This is a genomic window from Pectobacterium quasiaquaticum, from assembly GCF_014946775.2.
In the GTDB taxonomy this organism is placed as follows: domain Bacteria; phylum Pseudomonadota; class Gammaproteobacteria; order Enterobacterales; family Enterobacteriaceae; genus Pectobacterium; species Pectobacterium aquaticum.
Map to the genome: position 1 here is coordinate 1,265,303 of NZ_CP065177.1, position 16,081 is coordinate 1,281,383.

At 56.8% G+C, this 16,081-nt stretch carries 10 protein-coding genes; all 10 read right to left on the reverse strand.

All coding sequences use genetic code 11. The features are described from left to right. Positions 1–17 precede the first annotated feature (17 nt). The 10 genes from yegS to IG609_RS05860 all read right to left on the reverse strand — a co-directional run bounded on the left by yegS (position 18) and on the right by IG609_RS05860 (position 15,857). A complete protein-coding gene (gene yegS, locus IG609_RS05815) occupies positions 18–917 on the reverse strand; it encodes a lipid kinase YegS (protein WP_193398723.1) in 900 nt (299 codons plus the stop codon). A gap of 395 nt (positions 918–1,312) precedes the next feature. Next, complete coding sequence (gene trhP, locus IG609_RS05820) at positions 1,313–2,674, reverse strand: prephenate-dependent tRNA uridine(34) hydroxylase TrhP (RefSeq protein ID WP_193398722.1); 1,362 nt, start codon at positions 2,672–2,674, stop codon at positions 1,313–1,315. A 195-nt stretch (positions 2,675–2,869) separates the two neighbouring features. Continuing rightward, the gene (locus IG609_RS05825) at positions 2,870–3,829 is read right to left on the reverse strand and encodes a glutathione S-transferase family protein (protein ID WP_193398721.1); all 960 of its coding nucleotides are present in this window, start codon (positions 3,827–3,829) and stop codon (positions 2,870–2,872) included. A 169-nt stretch (positions 3,830–3,998) separates the two neighbouring features. Then, positions 3,999–4,550, reverse strand: a complete 552-nt coding sequence (locus tag IG609_RS05830) for a GNAT family N-acetyltransferase (protein ID WP_193398776.1) — start codon at positions 4,548–4,550, stop codon at positions 3,999–4,001. A 45-nt stretch (positions 4,551–4,595) separates the two neighbouring features. Continuing rightward, positions 4,596–5,324 (reverse strand): envelope stress response regulator BaeR, encoded by a 729-nt coding sequence (gene baeR / locus IG609_RS05835; RefSeq protein WP_193398720.1) that lies wholly within the window; start codon positions 5,322–5,324, stop codon positions 4,596–4,598. Positions 5,325–5,349: 25 nt separating this feature from the next. Then, positions 5,350–6,717 carry an envelope stress sensor histidine kinase BaeS gene (baeS, locus tag IG609_RS05840; RefSeq protein WP_193398719.1) on the reverse strand — a complete coding sequence of 456 codons (1,368 nt, stop codon included), beginning with the start codon at positions 6,715–6,717 and terminating at the stop codon, positions 5,350–5,352. Between the two features lie 7 nt (positions 6,718–6,724). Next, positions 6,725–8,122 (reverse strand): MFS transporter, encoded by a 1,398-nt coding sequence (gene mdtD, locus IG609_RS05845; protein ID WP_193398718.1) that lies wholly within the window; start codon positions 8,120–8,122, stop codon positions 6,725–6,727. Between the two features lie 300 nt (positions 8,123–8,422). Then, entirely contained in the window at positions 8,423–11,503 is a 3,081-nt protein-coding gene (gene mdtC, locus IG609_RS05850; RefSeq protein ID WP_193398717.1) for a multidrug efflux RND transporter permease subunit MdtC, read from the reverse strand. Then, positions 11,500–14,622 (reverse strand): MdtB/MuxB family multidrug efflux RND transporter permease subunit, encoded by a 3,123-nt coding sequence (locus IG609_RS05855; RefSeq protein WP_193398716.1) that lies wholly within the window; start codon positions 14,620–14,622, stop codon positions 11,500–11,502. Before IG609_RS05855 ends, mdtC begins: the two co-directional genes overlap by 4 nt. Beyond that, the gene (locus IG609_RS05860) at positions 14,622–15,857 is read right to left on the reverse strand and encodes an MdtA/MuxA family multidrug efflux RND transporter periplasmic adaptor subunit (protein ID WP_193398715.1); all 1,236 of its coding nucleotides are present in this window, start codon (positions 15,855–15,857) and stop codon (positions 14,622–14,624) included. The genes IG609_RS05855 and IG609_RS05860 overlap by 1 nt, the downstream gene beginning before the upstream one ends. Positions 15,858–16,081: the final 224 nt, after the last annotated feature.

Below are 16,081 nucleotides of genomic sequence, written 5' to 3' on the forward strand. Positions count from 1 at the left end.
ATAGTTGAAACGCGCCGCTATTCCAGCAGCGAGCATTGGGGCGGCAGCCGACAGTGAATCGCGGCGGGAAGCACCTCGATATGGAAGCGTTTGGCGGTGAGCGGCTCGCCGTCCAGATTAAACGTCATATCATCTGGGGCGGTGATCTCCAGCCAGGGCAGGATAGCGGAAATCATGTTCTGGTTTTCGCTACCGGTAAACCAGGCCTGCAACATATTCGGCAGCAACTCGGTTGCCGACAGTACGCTTAGTTCCAGTAGCCCGTCGTTGACCAGCGCCTCTGGGCAAAGCTGCTGCCCGCCGCCAGCCTGGCGGCCATTTCCCACCGCGATAACCAGCGTATCTCCCGACCAGTGAAAATCCGGTCCGCGTATCTCACAGCGTTCAGCTTGAAGCATGTCCATGCGGAAGAGCGCGTGCAGCATGTATGAGGCGCTCCCGAGCGCGGCCTTCATCTTGGCTGGTGTTTCGGTGGTGATGCGCGTGGCAAATCCGCCCGTCGCCATGTTGATGAAGTAATGGCTGTCGTTCACCTTGGCGATATCGATCGCGCTGGCGCGGCCTTTGATAGCCAGCGTTAGCGCGTTGTGCATCTCCATCGGAATCTGACAACTGGTGGCAAAATCGTTGGCCGTACCCAGCGGCACAATTCCCAGACACGGACGCACCGCTTCCGGCTGCACCGCTAAGGCGGCGGCGACTTCATTGACGGTGCCGTCGCCACCAGCGGCAATCACATTATCCGCTTTGAGCTGGATCGCTTCTTCTACATAGCGTTTAGCATCACCGTATTCCCAAGTCACGCGGACATGCAGCGTATAGCCCTCCTTGCGTAGCTCATCAATGGCTTCGCGAAGTTCTTCATTACCTGCACTTTTTCCATTCAGAATCAGCAGCGTCACCGGATTTTTTTCCATGACCTATTTTCCTAAGCAGGATAGTGGAATTAATAATAGTCACTAAATCGGCAGGTAGAAATCAGAAGAGTCGATGAATGTTTGCGGCGAGAAAAGGAGGACGCGGAAGAAAAAGAAAAGCCAGCTCAAGGGAGATTGAGCTGGCCAAGGAGGTGGTTCCTAGTAGTATCACTACGCTTATTTTTCGTTCTATGTTTCTCAGCGACGCAATATTAACCACAAGGTCAGCGAATTGATGTGATCTGTTTCTAATATTCGTTAAAAAACCCTGAGTTTTGTAAAGATACCTGTGGGGGGACGCGCTTATTCGTAGCGGGGAAGCGGCAGTGATAGGGGGCATTTGGGGTTACAAGCGGGATAGCCGGATGGTTGAGACATCCGGCGATATTACCGATTTATTCCGCGTTAGGATTACGCGTGGTGGTGCCTGGCAGATTGCGCAGCAGCAGTGCGTAATCCAGCGAGACATCGTCCGGTACGGGCAAATAGACGATATGGCCATTACCCGGCGCAACATCGGTCGGTTGCCCTTTGGCATTCTGCATGGTGTTGATGGTGAATTGAATATTGCCGTTTGGCGTCATCATCTCCACGCTGTCGCCGCAGGAAAATTTGTTCTTCACATTGACTTCCGCCAGCCCATCGCGGCGTATGCCGGTGAATTCACCGACAAACTGCTGACGATCGGAAACGGAGTAGCCGTAGTCGTAGTTCTGGTAATCTTCATGCACGTGGCGACGCAGGAAGCCCTCGGTATAGCCACGGTGTGCGAGACCTTCCAGCGTTTCCAGCAGCGTCGAATCGAACGGTTTCCCTGCGACAGCATCGTCGATGGCGCGACGATACACCTGTGCGGTACGAGCGCAATAATAGAATGACTTGGTGCGGCCTTCGATTTTCAGCGAATGAACCTGCATTTGCGTCAGGCGTTCAACGTGCTGAATGGCACGCAGATCGCGGGAGTTCATGATGTAGGTGCCGTGCTCGTCTTCAAAGGCGCTCATGTACTCGCCGGGGCGCAGGTTTTCTTCCAGCATAAAGACTTTGTCGGTCGGTTCTCCGATGCCCAGTGCGGGTTCAACGTTTTTCACCGCGATAGGTTCGTGCTGATGGACGATATTCCCGACCTCGTCCTCTTTGCCTTCCTGAACCTTATATTCCCAGCGGCAGGCGTTGGTGCAGGTGCCCTGATTCGGATCGCGTTTGTTGATGTAGCCGGACAGCAGGCAGCGGCCGGAATACGCCATGCACAGCGCGCCGTGAACGAAGATTTCCAGTTCCATATCCGGGACGTTCTGACGGATCTCTGCAATCTCTTCCAGCGACAGTTCGCGGGACAGAATCACACGCGTTAGCCCCATTTGCTGCCAGAATTTCACCGTCGCCCAGTTGACCGCGTTGGCCTGAACGGAAAGGTGAATATCCATCTGTGGGAAGTTTTCCCGCACCAGCATGATCAGGCCCGGATCGGACATGATCAGCGCATCGGGCCCCATTTCGATCACGGGTTGCAGGTCACGCAGGAAGGTTTTCAGTTTGGCATTGTGCGGTGCGATGTTAACGACGACGTAGAATTTCTTGCCCAGTTCATGCGCTTCGTTAATGGCTTGTGCCAGCGTCTGATGGTTGAATTCGTTATTGCGCACGCGCAGGCTGTAGCGGGGTTGACCGGCATAAATCGCGTCCGCGCCATAGGCAAAGGCGTAGCGCATATTTTTCAGCGTACCGGCCGGAGAAAGCAGTTCCGGTTTAAACATGGTATCTCTCGATTCTGATCACAAGTCAGGCTGCTCCACGGCGGGGGCAGTAAAGGCGGAGGATTCTAGCGCTAATAGGGGGAAATTACAGTAGACGACACACGAAATGTGGGGCCCTTGTTTGATGTAAATCAATTTTTTGACCTAAATAAAAGAATGGCCTGCCATTAATAGAGCAGGCCGGATAAAGCAGGATTAACGCGTCGCGATACGGGATTTTCCGAACGTTTCGCGGTTGTGGAGCTGATATAAATTGACCTGTGGGCCAACCGGCACAATCTGCGTCGGATTCAGCCAGGCAATACCGTAATAGCCTGCTTTGATGTGGTCGATATTGACCGTCTCCGCGACGCCCGGCCACTGGTACAGTTCGCGCAGGTAGTTCGACAGGTTCGGGTAGTCGGCAATGCGCTTCAGGTTACATTTGAACGCGCCGTGGTAGGCCACGTCAAAACGCACCAGCGTGACAAACAGACGCCAGTCGGCCTCGGTCAGCGTGTCGCCGAGCATATAGCGATGGCTGCCAAGATGCTCGTCCAGTTCGTCCAGCGTGGCGAAGAGCGTGGTGACGGCATCGTTATAGTGTTCCTGCGTTTTGGCGAATCCGGTCTTATACACGCCGTTGTTGACGTTGTGGTATACGGTTTCGTTCCAGCGGTCGATCTCAGCGCGCAGTTCCGACGGGTAGAAATCGAGGTGATTGCCGGTTAGATCGTTAAATTCGCTGTTCAGCATGCGGATGATATCCGCCGATTCGTTGTTTACGATGCGGCCTTCCACCCGATCCCACAGCACAGGCACTGACACCTTTCCGGTATAGTCGGGCACGCTGGCGGTGTAGAGCTGGTGCAGGTAGTGAATCTCACCCACATGTTCGCCGGCATCCTGTGGCGTGGCAAATTCCCAGCCGTTATCCGCGATGCGCGGGTTGGCAACGGAGAGCGAAATGATATTCTCCAGCCCTTTCAGCTTGCGGAAAATCAGCGTGCGCGATGCCCACGGGCAGAGGTAGGAGACAAAAAGCTGATAACGACCGGCTTCTGGCACCAGCTCGGTTTGCCGAAATTTGGTCTCTTCGCGGTGGAACGCCCCGTTTTTGATCTCTTCCGCCGCGACATCGCCATTAACCCATTTGCCGTTCACTAAACCAGACATACACTTTTCCCTTACCTGTGTTTTGCAGGTGACCTGTGTTCCGCATCGCATGCGAGCGGATACCTGTCATTATTGTAGGTCTAAAAGGGTAACAGCCTTGGGAAAAGAGAAAATGACAAAATTTTCATTAAGTCAGACAGTATTTTTGACCAGTATGGGAAAGGGGACGTCAACGTTTAGCCGCCAGCAGGCCATATAGTGCAGAGTCGGACACCTCGCCGTCGACGATCCAACGCTGTTTCAATAGCCCTTCCTGCGTGAATCCCAGTCGTTCCAGCGAGCGGGCTGAAGCCACATTGCGGGGATCGATTTCGGCTTCCAGTCGGCTGAGTCCCGCCGTTTCAAATGCAAAATCCCTCAGCGCAGAGAGTGCTTCCGTCATATAACCTTTACCTTGCGCACTCGCCGCAAGACAGTAGCCGATTTCGGCGCGTTTAGACTCAATCTCAAGGTTGAACAGCACGCAGGTGCCGATCAGCTCGCCGCTTTCTTTAACTTCCAGACCCAGCTTCATGTATTGACCGGCGCACAGCGCGCTCCAGTGTTCGTCAATCGTGTCGTGCGCCTGTTCGATGTGCTGCCAGGGCGGATGGTTCCAGAAGCGCATCACAACTGGGTCGGACATAAAGGCGAACAGCGCTGGCGCATCATCACGATAAAGCGGGCGCAGCAGCAGGCGAGGCGTCTCGATTTTGGTGGTTTCGGAAAATAGCGCAGTCATTATCATGAAAGCCTCTTTTTCGTGTGCATCATAAGGCGGTGGGCGTTACACCTCATTGCAGGGCGCGGCTTCCCAGCGATAGCCGATGCCGTATACTGTGCGGATAAATGAGGTCTCTTCGTCCAGTTGTTCCAGCTTGCGACGCAGATTTTTGATGTGACTATCGATGGTGCGGTCGGTCACGACACGGTAATCGTCGTAGAGCTTATCCAGCAGTGCCTCGCGGGAAAACACCTTACCCGGCTCGGTGGAAAGCGTCTTGAGCAGGCGAAACTCTGCTGGCGTCAGGTCGAGATTCTGGCCCAGATAGCTGGCCTGAAAGCCGTTTTTATCAATCAGCAGGGCCGTTTCGGTTTTCTCGACGGCTTTCAGCCCGTCATTCTGCCAGCCGCAGCGGCGCAACAGCGTTCTGACGCGCACGACCACTTCGCGCGGGCTGAAGGGCTTACAAATATAGTCATCGGCCCCAATTTCCAGCCCCAGCAGGCGATCGATCTCTTCGCTGCGGGCGGTGACCATGATAATTGGCACGTTGGAAAACTGGCGGATGGTGCGGCAGAGCGTCAGGCCGTCGCAGCCCGGCAGCATTAAATCCAGCAAAATGAGGGAAGGGGAATGCTGCCGCACCCACTCGACGACCTCATTGCCGTTGGGCAGCCAGTGCGTGGCATAGTCCGCTGCCTGAAGGTAATCCACCAGCAGTTGCCCCAATTTGGGCTCATCTTCGACGATGAGAATCGGTGATGCCATAGCGAAATTGGGTACGGTTGTCATAGCTCTGCTTATTTAGGTGTGAATCTTAATCAGGTTCGTGCAAGGGAAGCTCGATGGTAATCATCACGCCCCCTAAGGGCGAATGTTCAGCATACAGCCGTCCGCTATGTGCCTCAACGATATTATTGCAGATTGCCAGCCCCAGCCCGGAGCCGCCGCTGGCGCGGTTACGCGAACTTTCCGCACGGTAAAAACGTTCGAAAATCAGCGTGAGCTGCTCGTCGGTCACGCCGGGGGCGCTGTCCTGCCAGATAATCGCCCAGCGTTTATGCTGCTGAATAATCTCAATGGTCAACTGCCCCTGCTCATCCGTGTAGCGCAGGCTGTTTTCCAGCAGGTTATTAAATAGCTGGTTGAGCCGGTCTGGGTCACCAAAGACGCTAGCCTGCGTAGGTAAATCAGTGGTGAGCGTAATCTGTTTTTTCTGGAAACGTTCATGAAACGCGGCGATAGCAATATGCAGAATTTGCACCATGTCCACAGACGCCTTGCGGTAGGCCAGCGCCCCACGATCGGACAGCGTAAGCTGATGCAGATCGTCCACCAGTTTGGTCAGTGTTGTGACCTCCGACTGGAGCGAATGCAGAGAATGCGAGTCGGGCTTGCGCACGCCATCCTGCAAGGCTTCCAGCTCGCCACGCAACACCGCCAGCGGCGTACGCAGTTCATGGGAAACATCGGCCATAAACGCGCGGCGGGACTGCTCGTTTTTCTCCAGCGTGATGGCAAGCTGGTTGAAATCCTGTGCCAGCCTGCCCAGTTCGTCGTGCGAGCTTGCCGTCACCCGCGTACTGAAATCCCCCGATGCCAAACTGTGCACGCCGTTGACCAGTCGCTTGACTGGCGCGAGCAGGCCACGTGCGGTGAGCCAGGTGGCGATAATCGCGAGCAGCGTCGAGAGTGCGACAATCAGCCAACTGGTGCGCTGTTGCTGCCTGTCGAAACTGATGTCGGCGTTACGGGTCAGGCGTTCAACGGGCGACGCGACAATCCAGCCGACCGTCTGGTTTTGTACCTGAATCGGCTGCCAGGTGCCTTCATTGGGGATGGGTGCCGGAGAACCGAACAGCTTGCGTTTACCGGTATCCAGCACCCAAAGACGGACTCGCCATCCCTGCATGCTGTTGTCGGTGTCGTTGTTCTGGTCCAGCGAGTGCAGCATCTTGAACACCAGACGCTCATTGTTGCGCAGGAATGACCAGTCGCCGTGCAACTGATACTGCTCTGCCAACGCATCGCGCAGCTGCATGACCCGCTGCTCGTTGCCGCGCTTAATGTAGTCGATAAAGCCACGCTCGAAGCTGGCGCGCACGCCCCAGTGCATAGTAATCAGCACCAGCATGCAGGTGGCGAAAATCGCGAGGAACAGTTTGGCGGTGATTCCGAATTTCATGACGACCTCACGATTGATGCGGCAGTGTGGACTGCTTGACGCTGTCCGCCGGAACGCGGTTAAAAATCAACACGGGCAGGGCGATGATGACGATCATGCTGAGATAGGTATAAATAAACACCCTATGTGTTTCTGCGCTTCCCACCGCCATGTGCGGCTGGGAAAACATGCCCAGCAGAATGCCTGCGATGCTGACACCGAGGCTGGTGGACAACTGCATGGTCATCGACAGCAGGCTATTTCCGCCGCTGGCGAGCGTATCCGGCAGATCCTTCAGGGTTAGCGTGTTCATGGTGGAGAAGCGAACGGCGTTCACTGTGCCGAGGAAGAACAGCACAATCGGGATCATCCAGGTCCATTTCATCAGCGCGACCAGAGCGAACAGCGCCGTGACCAGCGCCAGCAGCAGCGTGGAGATAATCAGCACGCTCCGGTAGCCGAGTCGGTTAACGACCTGCACCACGACCCGCTTCATACCCATGCTGCCTAGCACCATCGGCACCATCATCAGTCCTGCGTGGAAGGGAGAAAAGCCCATTCCCAACTGTAAAAACAGCGGCGTCATAAACGGTAACATACCGCTGCCGATGCGCGCCAATAGCCCGCCGCTCAGGCCGATAGAGAAGGTCGGCGTGTCGAACAGATGCAGATTAAACAGCGCCCGCTTGTTGTGACGGGCGTGCAGCCAATAGCTTAGTAACGCGATCAGCCCAACGGTGATTAACGCAAAAATGGCAATCGGCGGAATGCCCAGACTGCGGTTGCCGTCCAGCGCCAATGTCAGCGTGGCCATACCGACGGCAAGCCAGAGGAAGCCTCTGATATCAAAGCGCTGCGTCCGCATGGTGTAATTCGGCATCAGGAACCAGGTGGCTAGTGCGCCGATAATGCCAACGGGCAGGTTGATGAGGAAGATCCAGTGCCAGTTGGCGTATTCGACCAGAAAACCGCCGAGTGCCGGTCCCATTAGTGGGCCAATCTGGCCGGGCAGTGTCACGAAGGTCATCGCCGCCATATACTGATCGCGCGGGACGATTTTCATCACCGTCAGCCGGCCGACCGGCACCATCATCGCACCGCCGATCCCCTGAATAACGCGCGAGGCCAGTAGCTCATTCAGCGTTTCCGACCTGGCGCACAGCAGCGATCCGAGCGTAAACAGCAGAATCGCGGTGAAAAAAATGTTCTTCACACCGATGCGATCCGCCAGCCATCCGCTGGCGGGCAGCATCACCGCGACGGTCAGCACATAGGAAACAATCACCGAATGCATATGCAGCGGGCTTTCATTCAGACTCGCGGCCATCGAAGGCAGCGCGGTATTCACGATGGTGGTATCCAGCGTCTGCATAAAGAAGCCAAAGGCAACAATCCAGAGCTGCCAGCGGACGGAAGCGGAATTCATTGTTGTTGCCTCTGGCGTAAAAAATTGTACTGAGGCGTAAGCTGGCTCACGGGTGAGTGGCATGGACGCCACGAAAGACAGTGCCGCGCCGGGAGCGCGTCACTGGCGGCCCGTAAAGAGACTGCTTGCGGCGAAGGCACCGCGTAGCGGTACAATTTAGCGCCACAAGCCAGGGTTCCAAGGGCGACGGCAATTGAGCCGCCCTTGGTCGGGCGCGTTCGGGGCGCTACTAGAAAAACAGCGAACGTTAAGCGCACGAAACTTCTCCTAAATTAGCATTTTACTGGTACTCATGTTCCGTCACGACAGTGACAAATCCTTCCCCGGTGCTTTGCGCCGAATATTCCTCAGCTTGTCGAAAAACAGATACACCACTGGGGTGGTATACAACGTAAGGATTTGGCTCATCACCAGCCCGCCGACAATCGTGATGCCGAGCGGTTGACGTAACTCCGCACCGTCGCCGCTGGTCAGCACCAGCGGTAGTGCGCCAAACAGCGCGGCTAACGTGGTCATCATTATCGGGCGGAAACGCAGCAGGCAGGCCTGAAAAATGGCGTCCTGCGCGCTCAACCCACCGCTGCGCTGTGCCACCAGCGCGAAATCCACCATCATGATCGCGTTCTTCTTCACGATCCCAATCAACAGCATGATGCCAATCAGCGCCACCAGACTAAACGGTGCACCGAACCACTCCAGCGCCAGCAGTGCGCCCACGCCCGCCGAGGGCAGGGTGGACAGAATCGTCAGCGGATGCACGTAGCTCTCATACAGTACGCCGAGCACGATATACACGGTGATAATCGCCGCCAGAATCAGCAACAGCTGGGAAGACTGCGACTGCTGGAAAGCCTGCGCCGTACCGGAGAACTGGCCGCGTACCGCTGACGGCACGCCCAGCGACGTCATGGTTCTTTCTATCGCTGCCGTCGCGCTGGAAAGATCGGTGCCCTCTGGCAGGTTAAAAGAGATCGTCGAAGCAGCAGACAGCCCCTGATGGTTCACTGACAGCGGCGCGTTGATCGGTTTCCAACTGGCGAAATAAGAGAGCGGGATGGGTTTGCCTTCGTTATTGATCACGAACATCTTGTTCAGTGAACTGACGTCCTGCGTGTAGGCGTCGTCCACTTCCATCACCACCTTGTATTGGTTTAACGGCTGGTAAATGGTCGAAATCTGGCGCTGTCCGAAGGCGTTATTGAGCAGTGCGTTAGCGGCAGAAACGCTGATACCGAGCTGCGCCATCGCATCGCGATCGTAGGTGAGCGCCATTTCCGCCCCTTTATCCTGCTGATCGGAGTTCACGTCGGCCAGCTCAGGCAGTTTGCTGAAAGCGGTGCGAATCTTGGGTTCCCAGATGCGCAGCTCGCTTAGATCGTCAGACAGCAGCGTGTACTGGTATCCGGCGCTCGATTCCCGCCCGCCGATACGAATATCCTGCACCGGCATTAAAAACAGGTTGGCACCGGGTTCTTTTGCCAGCTTGACGCGCAGGCGACTGATCACCTGCTGCGCCGATACGTCACGTTCGGACAGCGGTTTAAGTGAGATAAACATCGACCCGCTGTTGGTGCGCGATCCGCCGGTAAACCCGTTCACGTTATCCACCGCAGGATCGCTGCTGACAATGGTCATGAAGTTCTGGAGTTTTACCGTCATGGCCTGAAAAGAAATGCTCTGGTCGGCCTGAATGAAGCCCATCAATCGGCCCGTATCCTGCTCTGGGAAGAAGGTCTTGGGAATGCTGATGTACAGCCAGACGTTGAGCGCGATGGTGCCCAGCAGGAGCAGCAACACCCAGCGCGCATGGTTGAGCACCCATTTCAGCGAGCGCCCGTAGCCTTGCTGCATGGCGAGCAATACACGATTAAAGCCACGGGTGCGCGGCTGGCTAAGCTTGGGAACGGCACGTAGCAGGCGGGCGCATAGCATCGGCGTGAGCGTGAGTGAGATCAGCAGCGAAATCATGATCGCTACTGACAGCGTGACGGCGAATTCGCGGAATAGCCGCCCCGGTAAGCCGTCCATCAGCAGCAGTGGGATGAACACGGCAACCAGCGACAGACTCATGGATAAGACGGTGAACCCCACTTCGCGCACGCCCTGAAGCGACGCCTGTAGCGGTTTCATGCCCGCTTCGATATGGCGGGAAATATTCTCCAGCACCACGATAGCGTCATCCACCACGAAACCGGTGGCAATGGTCAGCGCCATCAGCGACAGGTTGTTCAGGCTAAAGCCGCACAGGTACATCGCCGCGAAGGTGCCGATGAGCGATACCGGTACGGCCAGCGCCGGAATGGCGGTCGCACGGCCGGAACGCAGGAACAGGAAGACGACCAGAATAACCAGCGCAACGGCGATCACCAGCGATTGTTCCACTTCCGCCAGCGATGCACGGATGGTGGGGGAACGATCCTGTGCGACATCCAGCTGTATTTCGGCGGGCAGGCTGGCGCGCAGTTCCGGCATCGCGGCGCGGATATTGTCTACCGTGGTAATAATATTGGCATCCGGTGCGCGGCGAATCATCACCAGAATCGCAGGCTTCGAGTTTGCCATCCCCGCGTTACGGGCGTTCTGCACCGAATCTTCTACCGTGGCGACGTCACTCAGGCGGACGGCAGCACCGTTGTTATAGTGGATAATCAGCGGCGCGTAGGCATCGGCGGTTTTGAGTTCATCGTTGGTTTGTATCTGCCAGCTTTTCTGGCTGTTTTCCACATTCCCTAGCGGCTGACGGACGTTTGCCTGCGCGATGGCCTGCCGCACTTCATCAAGGGAAATGCCCTGATTAAACAGCGCCACCGGATTCAGCGCGACGCGCACGGCGGGGAGCGAACTCCCACCGATAGAGACATCGCCGACGCCTTCCATCTGCGAAATTTTCTGCGACAGCTGAGTCGAGGCAAAGTCGTACAGCTGTCCTTGACTGTAGGTATCCGAGGTCAGCGTCAGAATCATGACGGGAGCGTCGGACGGATTGACTTTGCGGTAGGTCGGGCGGCTGGACATACCGGACGGCAACAGATTCTGTGCGGCGTTAATGGCCGCTTGCACATCACGCGCCGCGCCGTTGATATCGCGATCGAGGTTAAACACCAGAATGACGCGCGTGCTGCCGAGCGAACTGGTGGAGGTCATTTCGCTGACGCCTGCGATCCTGCCGAGTGCGCGTTCCAACGGCGTCGCGACGGCGGAGGCCATCGTTTCTGGCGAGGCACCGGGCAGCGAGGCGCTGACCGAGATCACTGGGAAATCCACCTGCGGCAGCGGCGACACTGGCAACAGGCGGAAGCCCAGTACGCCACAGAGCGCGATGGCCAGCGTCAGCAGCAGGGTGGCGACGGGGCGGTGGATGAACAGGGCGAAGAACTTCACTCGGTTTCTTCCTCCTGACGCGCTAAACGGCGGAAACGCGTCGCCAGACGGTCAAACAGCAGGTAGATCACTGGTGTGGTAAACAGCGTCAGGATTTGGCTCATGATCAGGCCGCCGACCATACAGATCCCCAGCGGCTGGCGCAGTTCCGCGCCGACGCCGGTACTCAGCATCAGCGGCAGCGCACTGAGCAGCGCTGCCATGGTGGTCATCAGAATTGGCCGGAAACGCAGCAGACAGGCCTGATAAATCGCGTCATACGGTTTCATGCCCTGTTCTCGCTCTGCCGCCAGCGCGAAATCGATCATCATGATGGCGTTTTTCTTCACGATCCCGATGAGCAATATGATCCCGATAATGGCGATCACATCCAGTTCATTCCCCGCCATCATTAGCGCCAGTAGCGCGCCGACGCCCGCAGTTGGCAGCGTAGACAAGATGGTGATCGGGTGAATAAAGCTCTCGTATAGCACGCCAAGCACAATGTACATCGCGACAATCGCCGCCACGATGAGCCACACTGTGCTGCTCAGCGCTGACTGGAACGCCAGCGTACTGCCCTGAAAGCGAGTGGTAATATCCGCAGGTAGATTCATCTGCTGCTCGGCCTGCGTGATGGCATCAACCGCTTCGCCCAGCGCATAGCCTTTAGCGACGTTGAAGGAGATTGTCGTCGACGGGAACTGGTCGATATGGTTGATTGCCAACGGCCCCTGACGCTCTTCAACGGTGGCAATGCTGCTGAGCGGAATGGTCCCGCCGTCGCTGCTGATGAGGCGCACGTCGTTCAGCGCGTCCAGACCGGTATTGTTGGTCGTATCGTGCTCCAGCACCACGCGATACTGGCTGGCCTGCGTATAGATGGTGGAAACCAGTCGCTGACCAAAGGCGTTGTACAACGCGCTGTCGACCTGCGACATCGTGATGCCCAGACGGCTGGCACTGTCGCGGTTCACGTTGACGTAGGCGACCGCGGCACCGTCTTGCCAGTCGCTACTGACATCTTCTAGCTGCGGCAGCTTTTTCAGCTCGGTCATCAGTTTGGGCACCCACTGGCTCAGCTCGTCCAGCGACATTGCCTGCAAGGTAAACTGGTACTGCGTGCGGCTGATTTGGGTGTCGATGGTGAGATCTTGGACCGGTTGCAGATACAGCTGGATGCCGGGAATTTGTGCCGTTTGCTGTTGCAGGCGGCTGATGATCTCTGGAATACGTTCGCTGCGTTCATTGAGCGGTTTCAGGTTGATTTGCAGTCGGCCGCTGTTCAGCGCGGCATTCGTGCCGTCAACGCCGATGAACGAGGACACGCTCTCCACCGCCGGATCTTTCATGATGATGGATGCAACGCGCTGCTGGCGGTCGGCCATATTGCTGAACGACACCGTCTGCGGTGCCTGTACGGTGCCCTGAATGATGCCGTTATCCTGTATCGGGAAGAAGCCTTTCGGGATCCAGATATAGAGCAGAACCGTCAGCAGCAGCGTACCGAGTGCAACGCTAAGCGTCAGCCACGGATGGTTCAGCACCTTGCGCAGCCAAACGCCGTAGGCATCGATCAGGCGAGTGAAGAAACGTTCGCTGGCACGAGTAAAACGGTTCTGTTTACGCAGCGACTGATGACTCAGCATTCGAGCGCACATCATCGGCGTCAGCGTGAGCGACACGACGGCGGAAATCAGGATAGACACCGCCAGCGTGACGGCAAATTCGCGGAACAGGCGTCCAACGATATCGCCCATAAACAGCAGCGGGATCAGCACGGCGATGAGCGAGAAGGTCAGGGAAATAATGGTGAAGCCGATTTCTCCCGCACCTTTCAACGCCGCGTTAAGCGGTTTTTCCCCTTTTTCGATATAGCGGGCGATGTTTTCAATCACCACGATGGCATCATCTACCACGAAACCAGTGGCGATGGTCAGCGCCATGAGCGTCAGGTTATTGATGGAGAAGCCGAGAAAATACATCGCGGCAAAGGTGCCAATCAGCGACAGTGGCACGGCGATGCTTGGGATCAGCGTGGCGACGGCGTTACGCAAGAACAGGTAAATCACCATCACGACCAGCGCGATAGCTAACAGCAGCTCGAACTGGACGTCTTTCACCGAGGCACGAATACTGGTGGTGCGGTCGGTCAGCGTGGTGACCTCGACGGAGTTAGGCAGGCTGGCTTTCAACGCGGGCAGCATCTTACTAATGCTGTCCGTGGTTGTGATGACGTTGGCACCCGGCTGGCGCTGAACGTTGATAATGATCGCCTGCTGCCGATTTGCCCAGGCACCGAGATCAATGTTCTCGGCAGCCTGCTCAATCGTTGCGACATCCTGAAGCCGCACCGGCGCGCCATTCTTCCATGCAACAATCAGCTTGCGGTAATCATCAACGGATTTCATCTGATCGTTGGCGGAGAGCGTGACCGAGCGCGTCGGGCCGTCCAGACTCCCCTTGGCGGAATTCACGTTGGCGGCGGTAATCGCGGTGCGGATCGTCTCGCTGGTCAAACCGTATGCTGCCAACGCTGGCGCGTTCAGCCTTACCCGTACCGCCGGACGTTGCCCACCGGCTAACGACACCAGCCCGACGCCTGCCACCTGCGAGATTTTTTGCGCGATGCGGTTGTCTACCATGTCCTGAACTTGTGTCATCGACATGGCGCTGGAGGTGACGGCCAGCGTCATAATCGGCGGATCCGCCGGATTCACTTTGCTGTAGGTTGGCGGGTAGGGCAGATCGTTAGGCAGCAGGTTGCTGGCCGCATTGATGGCGGCCTGTACATCCTGTTCGGCGACATCCAACGATAGCTCAAGCTGGAATTGCAGCGTGATGACGGATGCGCCGCCTGCGCTCTGCGTCGACATCTGTTTCAGCCCGGACATCTGGCCGAACTGCCGCTCCAGCGGCGCGGTAATCGCCGAGGTCACCACGTCGGGGCTGGCACCGGGATACAAGGTAATAACCTGTATCGTCGGGTAATCGACTTCGGGTAGGGCGGAAACGGGTAGCGCCCGATAGCCGATAATACCGGCCAGCAAAATAGCGATCATCAGCAGCGTTGTGGCGACCGGACGCAGAATAAACAGGCGTGACGGTCCACCGCCGCTGGCTGGAACGGTATCCTGCATCAGGATTTCTCCCCTGCGATGGCGGGCGTTTTCTCCGTCAGCGCTGAGGGCACGACTTCCACTTTTGCGCCTTCGGTCAGGCGGTCGATACCGTCAGTCACGACCTTCACATCGGCGTCCAGCCCCGCAGTCACCACCACCAACTGGCCGTACTGAATGCTGGTGGTAACCTGACGCTTACTCACTTCATTTTTATCATTCAGAATCCAGACGAAGCGGCCTTCATTGCCCATTTGTACGGCGGCTGACGGTGCGACGACGGCGTTTTTCAGCGTGTCGACCTTCATGCGGATATTCACGAACTGGTTCGGGAACAGGACATCGTCCAGATTGTCAAAACGCGCCTTGAGTTTGATCGTGCCTGTCGTGGTGTCGATCTGGTTATCCATGCTCAGCAGGATGCCCTGCGCAAGTATCTTCTGATTGGCGCGATCCCAGGCTTCCACCACGGGCGGCTGACCGGACTTCTGCGCACTCAGAATCGTGGAGATTTCCGCTTCCGGTACGGTAAAGACAACATCAATCGGGTAGGTCTGCGTAATCACGACAATGCCATTGGTGTCGCCGCTGGTGATGTAATTCCCGACATCGACCTGCTTTAAGCCGATCCGACCACCGATCGGCGCAGTGATTTTGCTGTAATCCAACTGGAGCTGTGCGCTGGCCACGGCACCTTCATCGGCTTTTAGCGTCCCTTCCGCCTGACGTACAGCGGCGGTCTGCGCATCTAACTCCTGACGGGAGATCAGGTTGGTTTTCACCAACTGCTGATAGCGCGCTAAATCTTGTCGGGCATTAGCCAGTGCGGCCTGATCTTTTGCCAACTGTCCCTGTGCCTGCGTCAGCTCAACCTGAAAAGGACGAGGATCGATTTCTGCCAGCAGGTCACCAGCCTTAACCTGTTGGCCTTCCTGAAAGTGCAGTGCCATCAACTGACCGTTCACCCGACTGCGTAGCGTGACGGTATTGGCTGCCGTCACGGTGCCTAAACCGGACAGATAATAGGGCACGGAAGCGGACTGCGTCAGCGCCGCCTGCACGGGGGCCAGTGTGCGCATAGCGGCACGGCGTCCACCGCCACCGCTGCTACTTGCCGAATGTGACGTACGGGCGGCGTGCTGCTCACCTGCACCAGAAGTGGCAGGCGACGTCTGGGTAAAATGGCGCCAGATCAGCGCGGCAATAGCGATAACGGCGGCAAGTACCAGCAGGCCTCGGATACGTTTGGCATTCATAGTGATGGATTACTCTCCCCAGGTTGCGCGGGAAGCACGGCGTAGCCGCATACTTCACGCTGCATGTGCGTTGGCTGTCATACCCAGCACGTTAGTAGACCAATGGCCTTATTTTACTAGTTTAAACAAGGGATGCCGGACAAAAATGAAGGAATTATGGAAGATATGTCAGGGTTTGTAGGAAAAAAAATCCGGCAGCACAAGGCCGCCGGATAGCGATGAAA